The sequence below is a fragment of the Sulfuriferula nivalis genome (genome assembly GCF_009937995.1).
Classification (GTDB): domain Bacteria; phylum Pseudomonadota; class Gammaproteobacteria; order Burkholderiales; family Sulfuriferulaceae; genus Sulfuriferula; species Sulfuriferula nivalis.
Window position 1 is genome coordinate 2,804,693 of the sequence record NZ_AP021881.1, and the last position, 24,965, is coordinate 2,829,657.

The 24,965-nt window shown below is 51.0% G+C and carries 23 protein-coding genes, 1 other RNA gene and 1 pseudogene; 8 read left to right on the plus strand and 17 right to left on the minus strand.

What is annotated here, in order from left to right; all coding sequences use genetic code 11:
* Genes murB through mraZ form a run of 12 tightly spaced genes read right to left on the minus strand, consistent with a single transcriptional unit; the run spans position 1 to position 13,204 of the window.
* Positions 1-918 carry a UDP-N-acetylmuramate dehydrogenase gene (gene murB / locus SFSGTM_RS13770; protein WP_162085665.1) on the minus strand — a complete coding sequence of 306 codons (918 nt, stop codon included), beginning with the start codon at positions 916-918 and terminating at the stop codon, positions 1-3.
* Entirely contained in the window at positions 908-2,305 is a 1,398-nt protein-coding gene (gene murC, locus SFSGTM_RS13775) for a UDP-N-acetylmuramate--L-alanine ligase (protein ID WP_162085666.1), read from the minus strand. The genes murB and murC overlap by 11 nt, the downstream gene beginning before the upstream one ends.
* Entirely contained in the window at positions 2,302-3,393 is a 1,092-nt protein-coding gene (gene murG, locus SFSGTM_RS13780; RefSeq protein WP_162085667.1) for an undecaprenyldiphospho-muramoylpentapeptide beta-N-acetylglucosaminyltransferase, read from the minus strand. Before murG ends, murC begins: the two co-directional genes overlap by 4 nt.
* Positions 3,393-4,574: a putative lipid II flippase FtsW gene (gene ftsW / locus SFSGTM_RS13785; RefSeq protein ID WP_232525982.1), complete on the minus strand. Its 1,182-nt coding sequence runs from the start codon at positions 4,572-4,574 to the stop codon at positions 3,393-3,395. Before ftsW ends, murG begins: the two co-directional genes overlap by 1 nt.
* Entirely contained in the window at positions 4,567-5,910 is a 1,344-nt protein-coding gene (gene murD, locus SFSGTM_RS13790) for a UDP-N-acetylmuramoyl-L-alanine--D-glutamate ligase (protein ID WP_162085668.1), read from the minus strand. The genes ftsW and murD overlap by 8 nt, the downstream gene beginning before the upstream one ends.
* A 1-nt stretch (position 5,911) precedes the next feature.
* Positions 5,912-6,997: a phospho-N-acetylmuramoyl-pentapeptide-transferase gene (gene mraY / locus SFSGTM_RS13795; RefSeq protein ID WP_162085669.1), complete on the minus strand. Its 1,086-nt coding sequence runs from the start codon at positions 6,995-6,997 to the stop codon at positions 5,912-5,914.
* A complete protein-coding gene (locus SFSGTM_RS13800; protein WP_162085670.1) occupies positions 6,997-8,349 on the minus strand; it encodes a UDP-N-acetylmuramoyl-tripeptide--D-alanyl-D-alanine ligase in 1,353 nt (450 codons plus the stop codon). The genes mraY and SFSGTM_RS13800 overlap by 1 nt, the downstream gene beginning before the upstream one ends.
* Positions 8,346-9,815, minus strand: a complete 1,470-nt coding sequence (locus SFSGTM_RS13805) for a UDP-N-acetylmuramoyl-L-alanyl-D-glutamate--2,6-diaminopimelate ligase (RefSeq protein WP_232525983.1) — start codon at positions 9,813-9,815, stop codon at positions 8,346-8,348. The genes SFSGTM_RS13800 and SFSGTM_RS13805 overlap by 4 nt, the downstream gene beginning before the upstream one ends.
* Positions 9,812-11,557 (minus strand): peptidoglycan D,D-transpeptidase FtsI family protein, encoded by a 1,746-nt coding sequence (locus SFSGTM_RS13810; protein ID WP_232525984.1) that lies wholly within the window; start codon positions 11,555-11,557, stop codon positions 9,812-9,814. Before SFSGTM_RS13810 ends, SFSGTM_RS13805 begins: the two co-directional genes overlap by 4 nt.
* Positions 11,554-11,838 carry a cell division protein FtsL gene (gene ftsL, locus SFSGTM_RS13815; RefSeq protein WP_162085671.1) on the minus strand — a complete coding sequence of 95 codons (285 nt, stop codon included), beginning with the start codon at positions 11,836-11,838 and terminating at the stop codon, positions 11,554-11,556. Before ftsL ends, SFSGTM_RS13810 begins: the two co-directional genes overlap by 4 nt.
* Positions 11,835-12,761 carry a 16S rRNA (cytosine(1402)-N(4))-methyltransferase RsmH gene (gene rsmH / locus SFSGTM_RS13820; protein WP_162085672.1) on the minus strand — a complete coding sequence of 309 codons (927 nt, stop codon included), beginning with the start codon at positions 12,759-12,761 and terminating at the stop codon, positions 11,835-11,837. Before rsmH ends, ftsL begins: the two co-directional genes overlap by 4 nt.
* Entirely contained in the window at positions 12,758-13,204 is a 447-nt protein-coding gene (gene mraZ / locus SFSGTM_RS13825; protein ID WP_162085673.1) for a division/cell wall cluster transcriptional repressor MraZ, read from the minus strand. Before mraZ ends, rsmH begins: the two co-directional genes overlap by 4 nt.
* Before the next feature lie 322 nt (positions 13,205-13,526).
* Here mraZ and SFSGTM_RS13830 point away from each other — a divergent pair, with 322 nt between their 5' ends.
* A complete protein-coding gene (locus SFSGTM_RS13830) occupies positions 13,527-15,065 on the plus strand; it encodes an HDOD domain-containing protein (protein WP_162085674.1) in 1,539 nt (512 codons plus the stop codon).
* Between the two features lie 17 nt (positions 15,066-15,082).
* On the opposite strand, the gene rnpB is transcribed toward SFSGTM_RS13830, so the two are convergent.
* The 3 genes from rnpB to apaG form a co-directional block, all read right to left on the minus strand.
* An RNA gene (rnpB, locus tag SFSGTM_RS13835) (RNase P RNA component class A) lies at positions 15,083-15,386 on the minus strand.
* Positions 15,387-15,401: 15 nt separating this feature from the next.
* Positions 15,402-16,103, minus strand: a complete 702-nt coding sequence (locus SFSGTM_RS13840) for an energy transducer TonB (RefSeq protein ID WP_162085675.1) — start codon at positions 16,101-16,103, stop codon at positions 15,402-15,404.
* A 13-nt stretch (positions 16,104-16,116) separates the two neighbouring features.
* On the minus strand, positions 16,117-16,500 hold the full coding sequence (gene apaG / locus SFSGTM_RS13845) for a Co2+/Mg2+ efflux protein ApaG (RefSeq protein WP_162085676.1): 384 nt from the start codon (positions 16,498-16,500) through the stop codon (positions 16,117-16,119).
* Positions 16,501-16,594: 94 nt separating this feature from the next.
* Here apaG and rpe point away from each other — a divergent pair, with 94 nt between their 5' ends.
* The 7 genes from rpe to SFSGTM_RS13880 all read left to right on the plus strand — a co-directional run bounded on the left by rpe (position 16,595) and on the right by SFSGTM_RS13880 (position 22,512).
* On the plus strand, positions 16,595-17,281 hold the full coding sequence (rpe, locus tag SFSGTM_RS13850) for a ribulose-phosphate 3-epimerase (RefSeq protein ID WP_162085677.1): 687 nt from the start codon (positions 16,595-16,597) through the stop codon (positions 17,279-17,281).
* Position 17,282: 1 nt separating this feature from the next.
* Positions 17,283-17,966 carry a phosphoglycolate phosphatase gene (locus SFSGTM_RS13855; protein WP_162085678.1) on the plus strand — a complete coding sequence of 228 codons (684 nt, stop codon included), beginning with the start codon at positions 17,283-17,285 and terminating at the stop codon, positions 17,964-17,966.
* A gap of 157 nt (positions 17,967-18,123) precedes the next feature.
* Entirely contained in the window at positions 18,124-19,599 is a 1,476-nt protein-coding gene (trpE, locus tag SFSGTM_RS13860) for an anthranilate synthase component I (protein WP_162085679.1), read from the plus strand.
* A gap of 1 nt (position 19,600) precedes the next feature.
* Positions 19,601-20,170 (plus strand): anthranilate synthase component II, encoded by a 570-nt coding sequence (locus tag SFSGTM_RS13865; RefSeq protein ID WP_162085680.1) that lies wholly within the window; start codon positions 19,601-19,603, stop codon positions 20,168-20,170.
* Positions 20,167-21,186: an anthranilate phosphoribosyltransferase gene (trpD, locus tag SFSGTM_RS13870; RefSeq protein WP_162085681.1), complete on the plus strand. Its 1,020-nt coding sequence runs from the start codon at positions 20,167-20,169 to the stop codon at positions 21,184-21,186. The genes SFSGTM_RS13865 and trpD overlap by 4 nt, the downstream gene beginning before the upstream one ends.
* Entirely contained in the window at positions 21,179-21,967 is a 789-nt protein-coding gene (gene trpC, locus SFSGTM_RS13875) for an indole-3-glycerol phosphate synthase TrpC (protein ID WP_162085682.1), read from the plus strand. The genes trpD and trpC overlap by 8 nt, the downstream gene beginning before the upstream one ends.
* Before the next feature lie 182 nt (positions 21,968-22,149).
* Positions 22,150-22,512: a hypothetical protein gene (locus tag SFSGTM_RS13880; protein ID WP_162085683.1), complete on the plus strand. Its 363-nt coding sequence runs from the start codon at positions 22,150-22,152 to the stop codon at positions 22,510-22,512.
* A 358-nt stretch (positions 22,513-22,870) separates the two neighbouring features.
* Here the strand turns inward: SFSGTM_RS13880 and SFSGTM_RS13885 are convergent, their stop codons facing one another.
* Both SFSGTM_RS13885 and SFSGTM_RS13895 read right to left on the minus strand, forming a co-directional pair.
* The gene (locus tag SFSGTM_RS13885; RefSeq protein WP_162083488.1) at positions 22,871-23,986 is read right to left on the minus strand and encodes an IS91 family transposase; all 1,116 of its coding nucleotides are present in this window, start codon (positions 23,984-23,986) and stop codon (positions 22,871-22,873) included.
* Positions 23,983-24,896 (minus strand): annotated as a pseudogene (locus SFSGTM_RS13895) (tyrosine-type recombinase/integrase). The gene SFSGTM_RS13885 and the pseudogene SFSGTM_RS13895 overlap by 4 nt, the downstream one beginning before the upstream one ends.
* Positions 24,897-24,965 lie beyond the last annotated feature (69 nt).

Genomic DNA, 24,965 nt, shown 5'->3' on the forward strand with positions numbered 1-24,965 from the left:
TCAATTCCTGTCCCCTATGACTCGCACTTCCCGCTGCAACGTGACGCCTGTTTGCGTCAATACCGTCGCAGCCACATCGTCTATCAAATTTTCTATATCCGCCGCACTGGCATTACCGGTATTCACGATAAAATTTGCATGCTTCATCGACACTTGCGCGCCACCCAGCTGTTTACCTTTTAGTCCACTAACCTCTATCAACCGCGCCGCATAATCTCCTACCGGGTTACGAAATACTGAACCGGCATTAGGCTGCCCCAAGGGCTGACTGGAAATTCGTTGCTGCAATAATTTCTTAATTTCCAGTTTCGATGCTGCGCCATCACCTACCGGCAACTCGAACCAGCCACCGACAAACCATTCTTCTTCTGCTGCTACGTGCAACACCACATGGCGATAATCCAATTCATAATCACTACGGGCTCTCTCCTGCAACTCGCCCTGGCGATTAATGGTCAGCGCACGCCGTGCAATGCGCCAGGTATCACTGCCATAACAACCTGCATTCATCGCCAGCGCCCCGCCCACCGTACCTGGGATACCCGCCATAAACTCCGCACCGATCAAATCCTGCCCCGCCGCAAAACGTGCTAATTTCGGTGCAGCTACTCCAGCTTCCGCAAAAATCTCACCCGTTGCATCATCTTTACGGATTAAACGTATTTCTCGTAACGCGCCATGCAACAAAATCACCGCACCGCGATAGCCACCATCACGTACCAATAAATTACTGCCCAAACCCACACAGGTCACCGCCATCTCAGCCGGCAAACTGCGCAAATACGCTGCCATATCCGCCACGTCCACAGGCACATATACCTGTTCCGCATGACCACCTGCGCGCCAGCTGACATGCCCGCTCATGGGCTCATCATGATGTAATTGACCACGTAAGATCGTGTTCAAATCAGCGCACATGTGTCACCTCCAGCACTTGTGCTGGTGTATTACCAATGGAACCTGCACCCATGGTCAACACCACATCGCCGTCTTGCACTGAGTCCAATATCGTTGCTGGCATATCAGCTATCTGCTCAACGAACAATGGTTCTACCTTACCGGTCACCCGTATCGCACGTGCCAGTGCACGACCATCCGCTGCAACTATGGGTGCTTCACCAGCCGCGTAGACTTCAGCCAGCAACAGCACATCCACGCTCGACAGCACTTTGACGAAATCTTCAAACACATCACGGGTACGCGTATAGCGATGCGGCTGGAACGCCAGCACCAGTCGCCGTCCTGGAAATGCAGCGCGTGCAGCCGCCAGCGTTGCTGCCATTTCTACCGGATGGTGACCATAATCATCCACCAGCGTAAACGTTCCACCTGCTGCAATAGCGACTTCTCCATAACGCTGGAAACGTCGTCCCACCCCACTGAAATCTGCCAAAGCCTGTGCAATAGCTACTGCTGATGCACCTACTTCCAAACCAATCGCAATCGCGGCCAATGCATTCAGCACGTTATGTACGCCTGGTAAATTCAGTACCACGTCCATCACATGACGACCGCCGCCGTTCTGCACAGCAAAATGCATCTGCCCGCCAACGTGGCGCACGTTTACAGCGCGAATGTCTGCACCCTCACTCAAACCATAACCCGTTACCGGCTTGGTAATCATCGGCATAATGGCACGCACGTTAGCATCATCAACGCACAGAACTGCGCGACCATAAAATGGAATATGCTCAACAAATTCCACAAACGCATGTTTTAATTTTTCAAAGTCATGTCCATAAGTTTCCATATGGTCTGCATCGATATTGGTCACTACCGCCAGTATCGGTAGCAGGTGCAGGAACGACGCATCTGATTCATCTGCTTCCACCACGATGTAATTACCTTGACCCAAACGTGCATTTGCACCTGCTGCTTCCAGCCTGCCACCAATAACAAATGTTGGATCCATCCCCGCCTGCGCCAAAATACTGGTCACCAGTGAAGTTGTTGTCGTCTTGCCATGTGTACCCGCAATCGCAATGCCCTGACGCAAACGCATCAATTCAGCCAGCATAATTGCGCGTGGCACGACTGGTGTCGCACGCTCGCGTGCCGCAACTACTTCAACGTTGTCCGCTTTCACTGCAGTTGATACCACCACCGCATCTGCCGCACCGATATTGCCGGCAGCGTGCCCAACAAATATCTGTATACCCAGACTCTGTAAGCGACGGGTTACAGTGTTATCCGCCATATCCGAACCAGTGACTTCATAGCCAAGATTTTTTAAAACCTCAGCTATCCCGCTCATCCCTGAGCCGCCTATACCAACGAAATGTATCTGTTTTACTTTATGTTTCATTGCGCTAACCCCATACACAGTTGTGCCACTGCCATCGTTGCATCAGGCTTGGCCAGCGATTTCGCTGCCTGCGCCATCGCCAACAGCTGCGCACTGTCTAATTGTTGTAATGTTCTGGCTAACTGCACCGCGCTCAAATCTGCTTGTGGTAATAGTTGCGCCGCACCTGCCGCCACCAAAAACTGTGCATTCGTGGTCTGATGATCATCAACTGCATGCGGGTAAGGCACGAGCAACGCAGGCACACCCGCCGCTGCCAGTTCCGCCACCGTTAATGCACCTGCGCGGGTAATCGCTAAATCGCACCAATTATAGACTTCAGCCATATCAACGATGTAATCACGTACATCAGCATTCACCGCCACTGCCTGATAGTTTTCACGCAGCTTGTCCACATGTTTGGCACCCGACTGATGAATAACTTCAGGTCTCTGCGTATCGGGTATCAACGACAATGCCATCGGCACGATGTCATTCAATGCAGTCGCACCCAGACTGCCACCCACCACCAGCAAGCGCAGAGGTCGCGCTGGTATAGCTTGCTTGGCTGGTACTGCCGCTATGGTATTGCGCACCGGATTACCCAACCAGTTTGTTGTGACTTTACGACATGGAATAGGCTTATCCTGGCGATTCGTAAATGCTGCCGGAAAGCCCACTACAATCTTGTCTGCCAGACACGCGAGTATCCGATTAGTTAGTCCGGCAATTGAATTTTGCTCATGCACTACCAAAGGTTTACCCAGCAACACCGCCATCATGCCACCAGGAAAGCTGGGGTAGCCACCCATGCCCAGCACTACATCCGGCTGGTATTTACGTAACGCTTTTAATGCCTGTGCAAAGGCCACCAACAAAGTAAACGGCAATTTAATTTTGCGCAGTAAGCCATTGCCACGCACACCACCCATGGATAAGTTCACCATGGTGTAACCGTGCTCAGGCACAATACGTGTTTCCATGCCATGTTGAGTACCTAGCCATACTACATTCCAGCCCGCATCGCGCACCGCAGCGGCGACAGCCAGACCAGGGTAGATATGCCCGCCGGTACCGCCTGCCATAACCATAAGTGTGCGAGTTTTCATCAAGTACCCTTTTTGCCGCGCTGCAAACTGCGTGTTTCATAATCCACACGCAATAAAATTGCTATCGCCATGCAATTTGCCACTATGCCGCTACCACCAAAAGATAAGAATGGCAGGGTTAATCCCTTAGTTGGCAACAACCCAACATTCACGCCGATGTTAATGCACGCCTGTACACCTAACCACACACCTATACCCATAGCGGTTAATGCGCAGAAATGGCGTTCGAGTTTTGCTGCTGTACGACCGATCTGAAATGCTCGCAATACCAATGCTGCAAATAATGCGATAACGAAGGCGACGCCTACAAAACCAAGCTCTTCCGCGATGACAGCCAACAAAAAGTCTGTGTGTGCCTCAGGCAGGTAAAACATTTTCTCCACACTGCCACCCAGGCCTAAACCAGTCCATTGCCCGCGTCCGAATGCTATAAGTGCATGTGATAGCTGATACCCTTTGCCATAAGGATCAGCCCACGGATCCATAAACCCAACGATGCGTTGCAAACGATATGGTGAACTCCAGATCAGGCCAACGAATCCCACTACCAACCCTACCAACAACACACCGAATATCTTCAGGTTCAGCCCACCCAGAAACAAAATCGACATAGCAATCGCGATAATCACCACAAATGCACCAAAGTCAGGCTCACGTAGCAGCAATGCGCCGGTAAACAACATCGCAATCAGCATGGGTGCGAATCCCTGTTTCACACTATGCATAAGCGCCCCCTTGCGTACCGTATAGTCGGCTGCATATAAAACTGCTGCGAGCTTCATTAATTCCGAAGGCTGCAAATTCAGAATACCTAGTGGCAACCAGCGTTGACTGCCATTTACGTTACGACCTAATCCGGGTATCAACACTAGCGCCAGCAGTACCAGACCACCCACAAACAACCATGGCGCAAGCTTCTGCCAGCGCATCATGGGTATTTGAAATACGGTGTACGCAGCAATACCGCCAATAATCAGAAACATCAAATGGCGCTGTGCAAAAAACCAGGGGTTATGTCCACTCGCCTTGTTTGCTTCAGCAATATCTATAGACGCCGAATACACCATCACAAAACCAAATGACAACAAAGCCAGGGTCAGCCAGATCAGCACGTAGTCAAACTCCTCTACGTGTCTACGTAATCTGGGTGAAGCAGCTCTGTTGGTCATAGATTCAGCCATGTGACACCTCGGAGAGATTATTTACAGCTGCAACAAATACTTCAGCACGGTGCGCATAATTCTTGAACATATCAAAACTGGCGCATGCTGGAGATAGCAATACTGCATCACCTGCTTGCGCTTGCGCATAAGCAAGGCTTACTGCCTGCTCCATACTTTCTGCACGCAATATGGGCACACCAGCTGATGCTATTGCCTGCGCAATCAACTCACCATCCCGCCCAATTTGCACGACTGCACGTGCTGATTTTTTTACAGCAGCTGCCAACGGGGTAAAATCCTGCCCCTTGCCTTCACCACCGACTATCAGCACCACAGGCTTATCCATACCGTTTAATGCAGCCTCTGTTGCACCGACATTGGTACCTTTGGAATCATCATAGAAATCTACGCCACCGACTTTTGCTACCCATTCCACCCGGTGTGGCAAGCCCTTGAATTCACCCATCGCCTTAGCTAAGGGCGCATCTGGCAACCCTGCTGCTGCGCATAATGCCCATGCTGCCAGCGCATTCGCGGCGTTATGCAAACCAGCCAGTGGCAGATCTTTCACCGCCATTAACTGATGATGACCACGACACAAATAACCGTCACGGATACCGTATTCATTATCCTGTTCGCTCGCATCCAGCCCGAATGTCACCACGTCATGCGTTGCCATTGCCATACTGCGCCGATCTTCACGATTCAATACCTGCACACCACCGGCCTTAAAAATCCGCGCCTTGGTTTCGGCATAGTCGTCCATGCCGGCATAGCGATCCAGATGGTCTTCGCTTACGTTCAATACAGTCGCTGCAACTGGATGCAAGGTATAAGTCGTTTCCAACTGAAAACTGGACAGCTCCAACACGAAAATATCCGTTTCAGGATGATCTTCCAATGCATCCAGTACAGGTAAGCCGATGTTGCCCGCCATCAAGGTACGTTTGCCCGCCTCACGACACATCGCATCGACCATCGTAGTCACTGTGCTCTTGCCATTTGATCCGGTAATCGCAATCACTTGTGATTTCTCCGGTAGCGCTTGCGCAAACAGTTCCACATCACTCCACACCGACACACCACGCTCGATTGCCGCCTGTATCAAGGGCTGCTGCACAGGTACACCAGGACTGATAATGATGCGATCAGCCCAGGAAAAATCTTCCGCCAGGAACTCGCCTGCGCTTACTTTAATCGCTGGATTGATCGCCATTAATGCTGGCAAGTTGGCAAGCTCAGTCGCGCTATCCGCCACCCGCAAATCAGCGCCACGGTGCGACAACCAGCGTGCCGCTGCCAGCCCGCTATTGCCTAAGCCCAAAATTAAAACATGATCACCGTACCAGTTCATATCAGCGGATCTTCAAGGTTGATAAACCAATTAACACCAGAATCATGGTAATAATCCAGAACCTCACCACTACCTGTGTCTCTTTCCAGCCTTTTAACTCATAGTGATGATGCAGCGGCGCCATCTTGAATACGCGCTTGCCTCGCAGTTTGAACGACCCCACCTGTATCATCACCGACAAGGTTTCAACCACGAATACACCACCCATAATGAACAACACAATTTCCTGGCGCACAATCACGGCCACTACGCCTAATGCCGCACCTAAAGCCAAAGCGCCCACGTCGCCCATGAATACTTCAGCGGGGTATGCGTTAAACCAAAGGAATGCCAGACCAGCGCCAACGATGGCCGCACAAAACACCACCAGCTCACCCGCACCCGGTATATGCGGTACACCGAGATATTTAGAAAACACTGCATGACCAGCAACATAAGCAAACACCGCCAATGCTGAAGCGACCATCACCGTCGGCATAATCGCCAGTCCATCCAGTCCATCAGTCAAATTCACAGCATTGCTCGAACCGACTATGACAAAGTAAGTCAGCACCACAAAGCCCACCGTACCCAGTGGAATTGCTATATGTTTGAAAAACGGCACAATCAGCTCAGTTTGCGCTGGCAATGCTGTCGAATAAGCTATATACAGAGCGGCACCCAGACCAAACACTGATTGCCAGAAATATTTTGCTTTGGCAGACAAGCCTTTAGGATTGCGATAGACCACTTTACGGTAATCATCCACCCAGCCCACCGCACCAAACCCCAACGTAGTTACCAACGCCACCCACACATAATGGTTGGTCAGATCACCCCAGAGGAAAGTTGAAATTGCAATCGACACCAGTATCAAAGCGCCGCCCATAGTAGGCGTGCCGGCTTTTACCAAATGACTCTGTGGACCATCATCGCGTACTGACTGTCCTATCTTCATCTCACCCAAACGCCGTATAACATAAGGCCCGACCATAAATGAAATGGTCAGCGACGTCAGTGTTGCCAGCACTGCGCGCAATGTAATGTAGTCGAATACATTAAACGCTCTGACATCTGCCGCTAAATGTTTAAATAGCCATAACAGCATCAGCCTTGCTCCTCTAAAATTTTAACTACACGTTCCATCTGCATAAACCGTGATCCTTTAACCAGCACTGTCACATTCGCTGACATTTGTGCATCAACCGCATTTACCAACGCTTCCACAGCATTAAAACGCAGCGCACCCTCTCCGAAGCCATTAACTGCATGCACACTCAAGTCACCCAAAGCGTATAAAGCATCTATTCCTGCCACTTTCGCTGCCACACCAACCTGCTTATGCATAACCGCGGCGTCATCGCCCAATTCGCCCATATCGCCCAATACCAAAATCTTGCGACCTGGCATACCCGCCAAGACTGCAATCGCTGCCAGTGTTGAGTCCGGGTTGGCGTTATAGCTATCATCAATCACAACACCACCACACTTGGCTGCCTTGCGTTGCAACCGGCCTTTCACACCTTGGTAACTTTCCAGGCCTGCTTTAATCAGTTCCAATCCAAAACCTGCCGCATGTGCTACCGCAGCCGCCGCCAAGGCATTCATCACATTGTGCTCACCTGCTACTGCTAGATGAACAACAGTTGATACCACGCCTGTTTGCAAAGTAATTACACTACCCAGCGACTCCGCACGGTAAGTCGCACATACGTCATGTCCATGAACCAGACCAAAATCCATAACACGATGATTCCCTGCCAACTCACGCCACATAGCCGCGTAGGCATCATCCGCGTTAATCACTGCAATACCCCTGCTAGCCAACCCTGCCAATATCTCGCCCTTGGCCGCCGCAATAGCAGCTTGTGACCCCAGCATGCCTATATGCGCAGTGCCTGCATTAATGATTGCGGCTACATCCGGGTGCGCCAATTCAGTTAAATAGGCAATCTCACCTGCGTGATTCATACCCATTTCAACTACGGCAAATTGATGATCCAGTCGCAAGCGCAATAAAGTCAGCGGCATACCGATGTCATTATTCAAATTACCTTGGGTGGCCAATACCGCCTCATCGCCAACTGCAACACGCAAGATGGCAGCAAGCATTTCCTTTACCGACGTTTTACCGCTGCTACCCGTAATCGCCAGTACACGGGCAGGCATGCGCTGCCGCCACACTGATGCGAGCTGACCTAAGGCTAAACGCGTATCGGCAACAACGATGGCTGGCACAATATCCAATCCGGCCTGTTCATCCACCATGACTGCTGCCGCACCTTGTTCCAAAGCCTGTTTAACGTAGTCGTGACCATCGAATTTGTCACCACGCAAGGCGATAAATAAATCCCCAGCCTGAATCTGTCGACTGTCGGTTGTTACCCGTGCAAATGCGACATCCGCACCGAGCACTTGTGCTGAAATTGCCTGTGCAGCTGCATGTGTCGTCCACATCATGCGACTCTCGCTTTCAACGCTGCCTGCGCCACGATTACATCGCTAAATGGATATTTCACGCCAGCCACTTCCTGATAATCCTCATGTCCTTTACCTGCTATCAACACCACATCGCCTGCTTGCGCCAGCTTGATTACGTTCTGTATCGCCTGCGCTCTGTCTGGCGCAACCATTTCCTGCCCATTCATACCCACACGGATTGCGTCGATTATGGTTTGTGGCTGTTCACCACGAGGGTTATCCGAAGTCACCATCGCTACATCCGCATAACGACTTACCGCAGTGCCCATCAGTGGACGTTTACCTGCATCACGCTCACCACCGCATCCAAACACACACCACAGCTTCCCTGCAGGATTTAATTCACGCAATGTCTGCAATACTTTTTCCAGCGCATCTGGCGTATGGGCGTAATCCACAACAACCAGTGGCTGTGAATTTCCACCCAATGTTTGCATACGGCCAGCGACTGGCTGCACTTGCTCCAACACTCGCAACGCATCAGCAAATGGCACATCACTTACCAGCAGCACAGCTAAACTCGCGAGCAAGTTATGCGCATTAAACCGCCCCAGCAAAGATGACTGTAAACGACCATTTCCCCATAACGTCTCTACTTGCATACTCAAACCGGCCAAGGACAACTGTAATTCGCTGCCCTGTACATCCGCCTGTCCAAATCCGTAAGTCACAACCTTGGCTGCTGCAGGTTGCAACGCCAACTCGCGGCCCAAAACATCATCTCTATTCAAAATGACATAGCGCAAACCTGACCAGTTGAACAACTTGCTTTTAACCGCTGCATAAGTCGCCATATCACCGTGGTAGTCCAGATGATCCTGGGTAAAGTTAGTTAACACCGCCACATCAAACTTAACACCATGCACACGACCTTGATCCAGACCGTGTGACGACACTTCCATCGCCAGCGCAGTCACGCCCTGGTCACAATAATCTCGCAATGCTGCCTGCACGACAGTCACGTCTGGCGTGGTATTGCCGGTGTAATTCAAATCAGGTGGAACCCCATTACCCAAAGTGCCAATAATGGCTGTCTTGCGTGACAACTGATTCAGACATTGCGCTATCCACTGTGTGCATGAAGTCTTACCATTTGTACCGGTAACACCTATCACCCATAAATCCTCGCTTGGATTGCCATATACTGCTGCCGCAATCTCACCTAATTGTTCGCGTAATTCCGCCACGGCAAAATTGGGGACAGATGCTAACTCTGCTGGCCAGACAAAATCCTGCGCCTCCCACACCACAGCTACCGCGCCAGCTTTGACTGCAGCCGCTATATAACGCCTGCCATCCCCTGCTTCACCGGGATAAGCTGCGAACACCATACCTGCACGCACCTGACGACTATCACTGGTGATCCCCGTTACGCCCAAATGCGCAAAAGCCACCAACATATTGGCGGCCATTTCAACGGCTGACTGGTGTGCAACTAAGCTCATGTGGACTCATCCTCCCCTGTGACCGTTGCAGGGATAGGTTTTTGTGTAATCTCTTTATCAGGCGCAACATCTAATTGACGTAGCGCACCTTGCATCACTTTTTTAAACACAGGCGCGGAAACCGTACCGCCGTAGTATTGCCCCGCCGAAGGCTCATCGACCATTACCGCAATAATCAGCCTTGGATTACTTGCTGGTGCAAAACCAATAAATGACGCGATATATTTATCAGCCGAATAACCACCGCGGTCAGGCTTGTGCGCCGTCCCGGTTTTACCCGCGACGCGATATCCTTCTATCGCAGCTTGTGGTGCTGTACCTTCAGGCGATATCACACTTTCCAGCATCGGTATCACGGCATCCGCACTCTTTGCGCTGAACACACGTACACCTGGTGCTGCGGGTCCATTCAGCTTCAACATGGTCACCGGTTTCAGCACACCATGATTGGTAAACACGGTATAGGCACGCGCCAACTGCAACAAACTGACTGAGATACCGTTACCATAAGACATGGTTGCCTGTTCTATCGTGCGCCATTTCTCATAAGGGCGCAGACTGCCTGATGCCGCTCCCGGGAATCCGACTTGAGGTACCGTACCAAATCCTGCATTGTGAAATGCTGTCCACATGTATTCAGGTGTCATGGTTAACGCAATTTTCGATGCACCTACGTTACTCGATTTCTGTATCACCTGAGAAACGGTCAACATGCCATGCGGATGCGCATCACGAATACGTTTGGTACCGATAACATAACTGCCATTTTCAGTGTCAATCAGTGTATCCGGCGTATATCTGCCCGTATCCATCGCCGCCGCTATGGTAAACGGCTTCATGGTTGAACCTGGCTCATATTCATCAGTAACAGCATGGTTACGCATTTGCCACGGCTTTACGCCCTCTCGGTTGTTTGGATTGAATGATGGAGTATTTGCCAACGCCAGAATCTCCCCAGTTTTTGCATCCAGCACCACTATTGCACCCGCTTTTGCCTTATTCGCTATCACCGCCGCTTGCAATTCGCGATACGCCAAATATTGCAAACGCATATCAATTGATAAGGTTAAATCCTGTCCCGGCTTCGGGCTTAATATGCTTTCTACGTCCTCAAAAATATTACCCTTGCGGTCTTTGAGCACCCTGCGACTACCTGGCACGCCGGCCAATACATTTTGATAAGCCAGCTCCATACCTTCCTGCCCGCTATCGTCCAGCCCGGTAAAGCCCAGCAAATGCGCTGCTACTTCACCTGCAGGGTAATAACGTCGATACTCACGCTGCATCGCCAATCCCGCTATACCCAGCTTCGTCACCGCCTCTGCCTGACTCGGTGGCAAACGGCGTTTGATATACACAAATTCCTTATCCGTTTGCGCCAGCTTCGCTTTTATCTCGCTCTCAGGCATATTCAACACGGCTGCCAACTGTTTCAATTGCTGCGCAGTTAATTGTGCAGCACTCGGATTCGCCCACAACGATTCCACCGGCGTACTGATTGCCAACGGCTCCCCTGTTCTATCCGATATCATGCCGCGGTGCGCTGGCAGCTCAACCACGCGGCTTGCCAATGCATCACCTTTTTGCTGCAAAAACACATGACGCAAACTTTGCAAATAAATCGCCCGACCCGCCAACACCAGAAACATGCCCAATATCGCACCTAACACGACATAGCCACGCCAACTATCCAGATGTATATCCAGCAAATGACTAATCGGCCTGCTTGCTATACGACTCACTGCGATCCATCCCTGGATTTACCGGCAAATACCACTTGTACATGCGCCGCATCTGGCAACTGCATTTGCAGCTTCTCTGTCGCCAATTTCTCTACTCGTGCATGCATCGCCCAAGTACTTTGTTCCAACTGCAACTGCCCCCACTCCACATCCAGTTCACGTTGTTTAGCTTGCGCCTGCTGTAACTCAACAAAAGTTTTACGTGCTTTATGTTGGCTAGTCACCACCGATAACGCACTGACTATCACTACCAGTAACAAAAACAAATGCAATCGGCTCACAAAGCCTCCATCACGCGCATCACCGCACTGCGCGCACGTGGATTACGCGCCACTTCACCCTCACTCGGCTTGATCGCACGACCAATCAATTTCATTTTGGCTGCAGGAATATCCACTGCCTTAATCGGCAATCTCGCTGGCAATTCTGGCGAGCTGGATAATTCGCGCATAAACCGCTTTACTATCCGATCTTCCAAAGAATGAAAACTGATCACCACCAACCGCCCCGCGCTATTTAACAAACCCGCACACGCAGGCAAAGCTATCGATAATTCTTCAAGCTCACGGTTGATGTAAATCCGTATAGCCTGAAAGGTACGTGTCGCGGGGTTTTGCCCTGGCTCATGCCGAGGGATAACGGCCGCGATAAGCTGCGCAAGTTGTTTGGTGGTTGTAATCGCCGCGACTGTTCTTTGCGCAACAATCGCTCTTGCAATCGACCTAGCATACCGCTCTTCACCATATTGACTTATCACCTCTTTTAAATCAGTTTCGCCCACCACCGCCAACCATTGCGCCGCCGTCTGTCCACGCGTGGTATCCATCCGCATATCCAGCGGTGCGTCAAAACGAAAACTGAAACCTCGCTCCGCCTCATCCAGCTGAGGTGACGACACACCCAAATCCATTAACACACCATCTACCGCACCGACACTACGCTGCGCTAACTCAGTTGCTACATGCTCAAAACCACTGTGTATCAATTCGAAACGAGGATCATCAACAGATGCACCTGCCGCTATCGCTTTTGGATCCTTATCAAACGCATACAAACGCCCTGCCTGACCGAGCCGATTCAAAATCAATCGACTATGCCCACCACGACCGAATGTTGCATCTACATAAACACCATCAGCTTTAATATTTAATGCTTCTACTGCTTCGTTCAACAACACAGTCTCATGCTGCAAGCTGATGCTCACAGAGAGAAGCCCGCCAACTCATCAGGCATGCCGCCATCTTTGAAATTCAGCGCAATATCCATTTGCTCCTGCCAGCGCGATTCATTCCACAACTCAAATTTCGCACCTTGACCCACCATCACCACATTTTTTTCCAACGCCGCAAACTCACGTAACATCGCCGGCAATAAGATGCGACCCGTCGCATCCAGCTCTAAATCCGCTGCATTACCAACCAATAAACGTTGCAAACTACGAGTTTGAGGATTGAAACTAGACAAGCTATTCAGCTTTTTCTCGATAGGTTCCCACTCAAGCAGCGGAAACAGCAATAGACACTTACTTGGATCGGCCGTCACAACCACACGACCATCACCCTGCGCCAACAACACGTCACGATACTTGGACGGCACAGCAAGCCGACCCTTCGTATCTAAACTGAGTGTTGTAACGCCACGAAACATAATTAACCCTTAACAAAAAACATGGAGAAAAACTCCACTTTTCACCACTTTTTACCACTTACTACCACTATAGATAATAAAAATGGAAGGGTCAAGCAAGAAACTGAATTTTTTTAAATATTACAATGACTTAGAACGATAATTGAATGCTAATATATGAAGAAAATTAAGCACATAGCGCATACAGTGAAAGTGCGCTGTTAAGACTAGTTCAATAAAACCAGGTTTTCTAATATGTCGCCAAGGTGACACCATACAAATCACCCCTCATTACGGTATCATCTAGTCATTCATATAGAACCCACCACTTAGAGGAACATGCATGCAGTCCAACACTCTGGCTGACGACCCCAGCACTCGACGCGCGCAGCTATTGCAAAAAATACAGGACGACCCCACTCTGCCCGCACTGGGCAGTGCCGTGACACAAGTACTCAAAATCACCTCATCGAGTAATGAAGCGGTATACAGCCTGGCGCATTTCATCTTGTCAGATGTTGCTTTGACTCAAAAAATTCTCAGCATCGCCAATACCGCAAGCTATCGCACTGCATCAGGCAACAAAGTCACTACGATTTCTAAAGCCATATTTCTGTTGGGTTTCGACGCGGTTAAAGACGTTGCATTAGCAATGTTGCTAGTTGAAGGCATGACTGGAAAATCAGCGTTAAATATACGCACAGAACTGCTCAAATCCTTAGGCGCCAGCCTGGCAGGTCGTGAAATTGCAAAATTAGGCATCTATTCCGACTCCGAAGAAGCCGCCGTAGTTGGGCTCTTCAAGAACCTTGGTCGACTGCTCGTTGCCATGCACGATGAAGCTGCCTATGACGAAATCATATCCATCAGCGCCACTGGCACCTGCTCACCAGAACAAGCTGCGGTCCGTGTATTAGGATGCGGATTTAATCGTTTGGCAGAGTCGGTACTGCAACAATGGAAAATCCCCAGCACCATCATTAATGCACTCGCACCTTTAACCACAAACAGCCTGAAACCGGCCACTACCCGCCAGGAAGGACTACAGCAAATAGCTGAATTCAGTACGGATGCGGCAACTTTGCTCACACAAACCAGCAATATCGACCCCAGCCTGATGAGTAAAACCCTGCTCGCACGTTATGGCGCAGCATTCGGCATGGACAGCGCCGCATTAACCGCTCTTCTTAGCCGTGTGGCAGAAGAAACCCAAACACTGACTAATGCTATTTTTCAAGCAGAAATTCCTCCCATTGCCCAAGCTGAAATACCTTTAACCGCAGATGCACTGGATGATTTTTTACTTACAGCACCCGAAATAAATAACATTCCCAGCAACACCCGCCACCCCAGCGGCAAGCCCATGAATGCCCGAGATTTACTATTGTTCGGGGTACAGGATGTGACAGAAATGAGCAGCTCCGGGCGATGCAAACCCAATGAAATTATTATGCTGGTACTGGAAACACTCTATCGCAGCATGGGATTCCGATTCGCCACCGCCTGTGTCAGAGATGTAAAAACTCAACAATTCCGCGCACGCTTAACCATAGGCGAGGATGAGCAGGAACGTCAGGCGGGTTTTGTATTCTCCGCGACACCTGGACGCGATTTATTTCATCTGGCAATGGAAAACGATGCTGATGTATTGATTTCGGACGCCTCTGTTGCCAACGTCCGCGCACTCATCCCTGACTGGCACCGGGCACTACTACCCGATGCTGCCAGCTTTATCATCTTGCCATTAGTTGTAAAAAAGAAGGCTGTTGGCCTGATCTACGCTGATCGAGCTGTAGTCGCCACGGAAGGTGTGCCTGCTGATGAAGCCGCATTAATCAAAATGCTTAAAGGACAGATTATTACTGCACTGACTCCCCGCTGAAGGAGGAGTGATGAATGAGGTGAAGCTGATCGATAAGCCGGGTTTTGTCGTGAGCAATCATTCCTCTAGGCGTTTGGTCACCCAAACGCTCAAGCAGTCTACCCGCAGGCTCAGCGAGCAGCTTCAACGCCTGCCTATTTGACCTTGCTCCAGATGGAGGTTACCGCGTTTCACATCCATCCACCTTGCGATGGATATACTCGTCTCTGTGGCCCTATTCCTCGCCTCACGGCGGCCAGCCATTAACTGGCATCCTGCTCTATGGAGCCCGGACTTTCCTCCCCCCTGATTACTCAGGGCAGCGATTGCTTGATCAGCTTCGGGGCGTATTTTACCTTAATCCAGCTTGAACCAGACTTTTATCTCCATCAGCGACTTCACCGCCCGCCCTGACTTTTGGGCTGGGGAAAACTTCCCTTGCCTGAACGCCTCAAGTGCAGCCTCATCAAAAACACCGGCAGGTGTAGCATCCGCGACTTTGACCTCTTCCACCCTACCCGTTTCGTCCAGCTTGATGTGCAACACCACCCATCCTTGCTGATTATTAGCCGCTGCTGCCATTGGGTACACTGGTTGTATAGTTGCTAATGCACGCGGATGCACATCAACTTCTTTGGCAGTGTAGTAAGTGGTATCCACATTGACAGGCAAATCAATTTGCGGCAATTTTTCTGGATTAGGTGGCGCAATCACTGCAGCGTGGGTTACTGTCTGTTTGTCAGGTTCTGCAACGGGTGTCGCAGCAATATGAGGGGGAGATGGTAGTGCAACTGGCACACTCGTCAAGGAAGGCGCAGTAGCCTGCATGACAGGTTGGGACAATGCATTTGTCGACACCTTGGCATCCGACTTTTCCACTGGCGCCATCCTGGAAAACTGCACCTGCATGACAGCAGGGGTACCGACAGAAACCTTAGCAGGCGCAATACGCACCAAACCAATAATCGCAGCATGCAACCCCAGCGACAGCAATAACGCACCTAATACGCGACGTGCAGCGGGGCTTAATTCAGGTTCCTGTAGAACAGCATGCGACATTGCAAACCAGATATCAATGCAAGGTGCGCGGCATAGCCAATACAAAAGACGGAATTTCTGCGTCGAAATGCTCACCGTCTTCAGCTATCATTTGATATGTCCCACGCATCGTTCCGACTGGCGTATTCATCGCGGTCCCACTGGTATACTCAAATGCTTCACCGGGCTTCAACATCGGCTGTTCACCTACCACACCCAGACCACGCACTTCCTGCACACGATCCTCGGCATCAGTAATAATCCAGTGTCGAGATACTAATTGCGCCGCTTGCGTACCGGTATTTTCAATAGTAATCGTGTAGGCAAATACATAGCGCTCCAGATCAGGATCGGATTGCTCTTCCAAATAGGTATTTTTCACGGTAACTGTAATATGATTTTTTCTGCTATCGCCCATAGTATCTTTCTGTTCTGGCGTGCTGTTACTGGCACACAATTCAAGGTAAAATCTTAAACTTTAACGCACTGTCCTCATTTTTAAAGGAACCATCATGTCCAGACAATTCCGCATCGCACCGAGTATTTTATCCGCTAATTTCGCAAAATTAGGTCAGGAAGTCACCGATGTGATTGCTTCAGGCACAGACATCATTCACTTTGACGTGATGGATAACCATTACGTTCCTAACCTGACAATAGGCCCTCTGGTATGCGAATCACTGCGTCCAGTGACCAATGCGTTTATCGACGTACATTTGATGGTCAAACCTGTAGATCGCATTATCCCTGATTTTGCCAAAGCTGGGGCGAACATGATTACATTTCACCCGGAAGCGTCTGAACACATCGACCGCACGCTGGCACTAATTAAAGAATCTGGCTGCAAAGCAGGTCTGGTATTCAATCCAGCCACTTCTTTAAGCTATCTGGATCACGTCATGGACAAGCTCGACATGATCTTGCTGATGTCTGTCAACCCAGGCTTCGGCGGTCAAAAGTTTATCCCTGAAACTCTGAACAAAATCCGCGCTGTGCGCCAACGTATAGATGCATCTGGCCGCGACATCTGGCTGGAAGTTGATGGCGGCGTTAAAGTCGACAATATCGCTGAAGTCGCACGTGCAGGTGCTGATACTTTCGTCGCTGGTTCTGCAATTTTTGGTGCAGCCAAAGACACCGACCCTAACCGTTATGACACCGTGGTAGCAGCCATGCGTGCCGAATTAGCAAAGGTTTAATATGGAATTCCCTATCGCAATCAAGGCCGTCGTTATTGACCTGGACGGTACATTACTCGACACCGCACCAGACCTGGCTCACGCAGCCGAATTGATGATGGCTGAATTAGGTATGACTGCCCCACCATTAGCAACTATCAAAACCTACATCGGTAATGGTGTATCACGCTTAGCCAAGCGAGTCTTGTCTGGCGACATGGATGCCGAACCCGATGCTGAATTATTTGCGCGCGCTTTTCCGCTCTACGAAAAACATTATGGCGCCAATGTATCACTCTACTCCCATCCATTTGATGGCGTAGTTGCTGGTCTAGAGGCATTCAAGGCGATGGGCGTACACGTTGCCTGCATCACCAACAAAGCTGAGAAATACACAGTACCATTGTTAAAAGACACGGGGCTGTTTGATTATTTCGAACTAATACTATCAGGTGACAGCCTGCCTAAACGCAAACCAGACCCTATGCCATTGCTGCATGCTTGCAAACACTTTGGCATAGAACCGCATGAACTATTACTCATCGGCGACTCTCTCAACGATACCCAGGCTGCACGTGCTGCTGGTTGCACAGTATTCTGCGTACCTTACGGTTACAATCGTGGACGTGCTGTTGAAGAGCTGGATCTGGATGCAGTTACCCCCACATTGCTTGATGCAGCTAAATTAACAACCAAAGCTAATTAATCATGACGCTATTTACCTTAACGATGACAGTAACAACACGATGGCGGCGATGGCTTAACTACCAATATGGCTAATACGCCATAGTCGATTCCAGAATCGGCTATAGCGCCTGCCTTATACAGCTTCGCCTCCATACATCGTTTAAGGGAAATACATCATGACTGAACAGCATTTTTTTGAACTCGCCCGCCAGGGCTACAACCGTATTCCACTGACCCGTGAACTGCCTGCGGATCTGGATACGCCACTTTCCATCTACCTCAAGCTTGCCAACGCGCCTTATTCCTACTTACTGGAATCGGTCGTTGGTGGTGAGCAATTCGGGCGTTACTCATTTATTGGCCTGCCTGCCCGTACCGTATTACGCGTACATGGGCATATAGTCACCGTCGAAACTGATGGTGTCAAAGTCGAACAACACGACAGCCCTGACCCGCTTGCGTTTATCGAAGATTACAAAAAACGCTTCAAAGCCGCAGACCTGCCCAATTTGCCACGTTTTTCAGGCGGTTTAGCAGGGTATTTCGGTTACGATACCGTGCGCTATATAGAAAAACGTCTGGCACAGACACACAAGGCAGACACACTGCATACGCCTGACAGCCTGCTTTTACTCAGTGAAGAGATAGTCGTAGTCGATAATCTCAGTGGCACGCTAAGCCTGATCGTTTATGTCGACCCGCTCGAAACCGACGCTTACAGCAATGGTTATAATCGCCTCAACGAACTCACACAACAATTAAATAACCCCCTCACGCCACCCACTATAGATGCCATCGCACCCGCAGAAGTCGTCTCGGAATTTGGTGAAGACGCATTCAAAGCCGCCGTATTGCGTGCCCAGGAATACATACTCAACGGCGACATCATGCAAGTGGTATTGAGCCAACGCATGTCTCGCCCGTTCCACGCCAGCCCGCTTACACTCTACCGTGCCTTGCGCAGCCTGAACCCATCGCCGTATATGTTCTATTACGACATGGGCGGCTTCCATGTAGTCGGCGCTTCGCCTGAAATCCTGGTACGATTGGAAGACGACACCGTCACCGTGCGCCCGATTGCTGGCACACGCCCACGCGGATCGAATCGTGAATCTGATGCAGCGTTGGCAGTTGAACTGTTAGCCGACCCCAAGGAATGTGCCGAACATCTGCAATTACTAGATTTAGGTCGCAATGATGCAGGTCGCGTCGCTGTCACCGGCAGCGTAAAAGTCACAGAAAATATGCAAATCGAACGTTACTCGCATGTCATGCATATCGTTTCCAACGTCGAAGGCAAACTCAAGCCCGGCCTGACCGCCATGGATGTACTACGCGCCACATTCCCGGCCGGCACAGTTTCCGGCGCACCTAAAGTACGGGCCATGGAAATCATAGACGAACTGGAGCCAAGCAAACGCGGTATTTATGCCGGCGCGGTAGGCTACTTGAGCTTTAACGGCTCCATGGACTTAGCCATTGCCATCCGCACCGCTGTCGTCAAAGACAACATGCTCTATGTTCAGGCCGGTGCAGGTATCGTGGCTGATTCCGTGCCCGACAGCGAATGGATAGAAACTCAAAACAAAGCCCGTGCAGTAATCCGTGCTGCGGAGTTAGCGCAAGCAGGCTTAACTGGGTCAGGAGAATAACATGCTGATAATGATAGATAATTACGACTCCTTCACCTACAACCTGGTGCAGTACTTTGGCGAGCTGGGTGCGGATGTGCGCGTGTTTCGCAATGACGAAATAGACATTCCCGCCATCAGCGCATTGCAACCCGATCATATTGTCATTTCCCCGGGCCCATGTACACCAAATGAAGCAGGCATTTCCGTCCCTGTAATAAAACATTTTGCAGGCAATGTCCCCATCCTCGGCGTTTGCCTAGGGCATCAAAGCATAGGCCAAGCGTTCGGCGGCAAAATCATCCGCGCCCAACAACTTATGCATGGCAAAACGTCGATGGTGCATCACAAAGATACGGGCGTATTTGCCGGCTTGCCTAACCCGGTTCGCGCCACGCGCTATCATTCTTTGGTCATCGAACGCGAGAGTCTGCCTGAGTGTCTGGAAATTACCGCATGGACTGATGACGGCGAAATCATGGGCGTGCGCCACAAGACGCTGGCAGTCGAAGGTGTACAGTTCCACCCGGAATCCATACTCACTGAGTATGGGCATGAGATGCTGGCGAACTTTCTGAAAGTGCAGGCATGAACGTCGCACCCTTACTCAACCAGCTCATAGCGCGGCAGGATTTGAGCCATAACCAGATGCACGATTTGATGCACGCCATCATGACTGGCGCACTCTCACCTACATTAATTGCAGCTTGTCTGGTCGGTTTGCGCTGTAAAGGTGAGAGCGTCACCGAACTGGCAGCAGCTGCGGAAGTCATGCGCAGCCTGTCCACCAAAGTATCGCTGGCGCACTTGCCCAATCTGGTCGATACCTGTGGTACAGGCGGCGATGGCGCACACACGTTCAACATTTCCACCGCTGCCGCGTTTGTCACCGCGGCAGCAGGTGCAAATGTCGCTAAACACGGCGGACGTTCGGTTTCCTCCACCTCAGGCAGTGCTGACGTACTCGAAGCCTTGGGTATTAACGTCAACCTCACATCTGAACAAGTCGCTCGTTGCGTACAGGAAATCGGCATCGGCTTCATGTTTGCCCCCAACCACCACAGCGCCATGAAGCACGCTGCACCTGTGCGCCGTGAACTGGGCGTACGTACCTTATTCAACCTGCTCGGCCCGATGACCAACCCTGCTGACGCGCCTAATCAGGTCATGGGCGTATTCCACCGCGAGCTCACAGCCACATTAGCACATGTGCTGCAAGCGCTGGGCAGCCAGCATGTTATGGTAGTGCATGCCGCAGATGGCATGGATGAACTGAGTTTAAGCGGCGTCAGCTACGTGGCCGAATTGCACAATGGCACCGTGCGCGAATATGAAATCACTCCGGAACAATTCGGTCTGGTGCATGCGGACAACAACAGTCTTTCCGTCAGTGACATAGACACTGCCAAGTCCATGCTTATCGCCGCACTCAGCAACCAGCACCGTGCCGCCAGTGACATCGTCGCGCTTAACGCCGGCGCCGCTATTTACGTCGCGGGCATCGCCGCCAGCCTTGCTGACGGCATCAACCTTGCACAACAACAAATCACCTCAGGCGCAGCACTGCGTAAACTTGAACAACTGAAAAATCTAAGCCAACATGTCTGACATACTTACTAAAATCCTCGCCACCAAACACCGCGAGGTCAGCGCTGCACGCAGTAAAACGCCACTAGCCGAAATCAAGGCACGTGCCCTCGCCATGCCTGCACCTCGTGACTTTGTCGGTGCCATCCGTCAGCGCGTCAGCCAACAACGCCCCGCCGTCATCGCCGAAATAAAACGCGCCAGCCCATCCAAAGGACTGCTCCGCGCTGATTTTCAGCCAGCCGAAATCGCCACCAGCTACGCGCAGCACGGCGCGGCATGTTTGTCAGTACTTACCGATGTGGATTACTTTCAGGGCAGCGCAGACTACCTGATCGCCGCTCGTGCCGCCTGTGACATCCCCGTGCTACGCAAGGATTTCATGGTAGACCCATATCAAATCTACGAAGCCCGTGCCATGGGTGCAGATGCCATCCTGCTCATCGTCGCTGCCCTCAGCCTGGAACAGATGCAAGCCATGGAAGCCCTCGCCAACGAGCTAGGCATGGCAGTACTGGTAGAATCGCACAACAGCGGTGAACTCAACTACGCTCTGCAACTTAACACCCCACTGCAAGGCATCAACAACCGCAACCTGCGTACCTTCGACACCAGCCTGGACACCACGCTGCAACTGCTCAAACAAATAGACAACACCCGCATCGTCATCACCGAAAGCGGCATCCACACCCCAGCCGATGTAGAACTGATGCAATCTCACAGTGTTTATGGCTTTCTGGTGGGTGAAGCGTTTATGCGGGCGGAGGAGCCTGGGGTGGAATTGGGGCGGTTGTTTGGATGAAGGTGGCGGTGAGACATACACCAGATAGCCTGATTCGACATCAACAATGTAGGTGAGGGTCACCATTTCATCCTGCGTGAGATATGGGTAAACGCAAGATTTGCTACTGAATTTACTACAAATCTAGCGCTGTCCACGATGGTTTCTTATTCTAGGCATAAAATCTATGTTGTGCCGACTGGATGAGCTTAAATTTACGTTTTGCGCCTAAACATTTACGTTTGACACAAAGCATCACTAGTGTCAACATTGCTATAGGTGTCAATACAAATTTAAAAGGATGGTGTGCAATGGTTGAGAAAGTTAAGGTGTCTTTGTTTCTAGAACCAGAGGTGGCTAAAGCTTTAAAAATTCAAGCTGCAAGACAAGAGACAGAGGGTGTATCGGATCTTGTGAGTAGATTCTTCGTGTGCGCGCATTGCCAAGAGCCGATAACAGATGATTTTGTTCTTGGAATTAAGCTCGTTACTCCGAATGAGTATGGCGTGTTTTTTCACGCAAATCGAGAGGCTTGTCGTGCCGCAAGTGGCAATAACTCAAAATAGGGTGGTAGCTTGTTGCCATTTACGGTCAGGGGTTCGCCATACCGCCCAACGAATAAGGTTAGATTGTGATCGCGAAGCGAGCCACAATCTGAACCGTTTGTTGGACAAGCCCGGCATGGCTGGGGCGGGTGTTGCTTGAGCGCTTATGGAAATATCTTTTTGACTATGCTGGCATAACTGGACGCGTTACGCATCCCACCCGCCATTTCACGACCTTCACGTTGCCATTGCAGCAACTTATTCTATTCAACTCACCGTTTTTAGTCGGCTTTTCGGGCATGTTAACCCAATTTCAGCCTTCTTCAGGGCGAGCACGGCCATACCTGCCTAGTCTGGCAGGTGGGCGGTGTGGGCTGGTTTAGCGCATGGTCTCCCACCCTGTGTCATCTGCTCTGTGTTCCCGTTTTATAGATGGGGCTGATGTGGCTAGCGGTATCGCTTTGATACGTGTGCGCACTATCTTCATCACCCCACCGCAACATTGGCAACGTATCGCTGGTCTGGGTTGCGCTGGCGGCGGATTGTTCCGTCGCCATAGGTGGGTCAGCTGTAGCTGGGTGAGTAGTTTGCTATTGGGATGCAGGTAGCCAAAGTTGCGGGCGCGGCGGTAGCCTTTGGGCAGAATGTGTTGCAGTATCAGTCGCAGGAAGGCTACACCACTCAAGGTACGGGTTTCCATTTGTTTGGTTTGGCTGTTCCGGTAACGGAAGGTGACCTGACCATGCCGGTCGGAGAGGATGTCTTTCTCCTGTATCACCCCCCGATACAGATAGCGCCCAAGGTAGATCAGAGCGTGCTGTCCAGTGCCGACGGCTTTGCAATCCACCACCCAATCGGTCGGGTAATCGTTTGGCAGGGTGAGTCCTGCTTGTCTGATGCCTGCCAGTAATTTGGCACGAAATACTTTGGCCAGGGCTTTGTGGTTAAACAGGTAGTTGCCGTGTTTATGACGCATGCGTCGCTGTTTGGGGTTAAAGGCGACAGCGGGCATGACGAGATGCACATGGGGGTGATAGTCCAGTCGGCGGTTATGGGTATGCAGTACAGTCACCGCCCCTGCGCTGCCGCGCAGCTTGTTGTCGTTTTGGCTGAAGGTGTTGACTGTTTCCCACGCGCAGCGTGTGATCAAGTCATACATGACGCGCTGATGTTGCCAGGCCAGTGTGCGCAACTGGGCGGGCACGGTGAAGGTGAGCATGAAGTAGTTGGCGGGGATGGATTTGTGTAATTGCTGGTCTATCCAGCGCTGTGATTCGTGCGCCTGGCAATGCGGGCAATGCCGATGACCGCAGGAATGTGGCAGGTAGCTGGGTGTTTGACAATCATCACAGGCAAGTTGCATCCTCGGGCTCATCTGGCTACGGCAGGTTTGAAAGGCGGTTAAGGCAGCTTGCTGGCTGGGCAATAGGTGATGACCGTGTTGTGCAAGCAGTTTAGCTGCGTAGGTTGCTACGATGTGCGCCAGTCTGATCATTTGACTTTGCCCCAATGAATGTGGAATTTCTCCATTAATTGATTAAGGCGAGTGTGTGCGCTCTGATGGCGTTGTTCGGTGAGGTGGGTGTAGCGGATGGTGGTGAGGATGGACTGGTGTCCGAGTATCTGCTGAATTTCGAGTAAATCGATGCCAGCTTCTATCAGGTGGGTGGCATAGCTGTGGCGCAGGCTGTGTGGTGTAATTCTTTTTTTAAGCCACAGTCACGGGTCACTTGACCCAAGGTGGTCTGGATACCACCACGATCCAGCGGGGTGCGTGCCAAGTGCGATTTGGCAAGACCGCCGTGTCGATTAGGAAAGAGCAAGCTTGGGTTGCGATGGGTGAGCCAGAAACGGCGCAATACCTGCAAGGTGTTCTCTGATAACGGCACCAATCGATCACGGTTGCCTTTGGCGTTGCGTACTTGCACCCGCATCCGATCCGCATCGATATCCCCTACCTGCAAGCGTAAGCCTTCGCCTAATCGTAAGCCCAGGCTGTAGAGGGTGAAGAAGAATACGCGGTAGCTCAATACGCGGGTGGCCATGAAGATTTGTTGTGCCTGGGCGACGGTAATGATGTCGGGCAGGCTATATGACTTGGGTGGTTTAACCAGATCCGCACCTGGCCAGGGTTGGCTGAGTACATGGGCATAATAGAACTTCAGTCCATACAGATCATGTTTGAGCGTACTCCATGAATGGGTATCCAGGATGCGAACAAAATAGTCGGTTAATTGTGGCTTGGTGAGCGCGTCTATCTGGTCATTAAAATACACCGCTGCGCGCCGTACGCCGTGTGAATACAAGGCGATGGTTTTAGGCTGCATGCCTCTGAGCTTGAGGCAATTCAGCAGTCGCTGGTGATTGTGCTCGAAGTGCGCGGGGATGGGTGTGGGGGCTGTCAATGTCGTCTCCTCGTGGTACAGTAATCAAAATTCCATTGCTGGGGGAGACGAAATTATGCTGCGTAATTT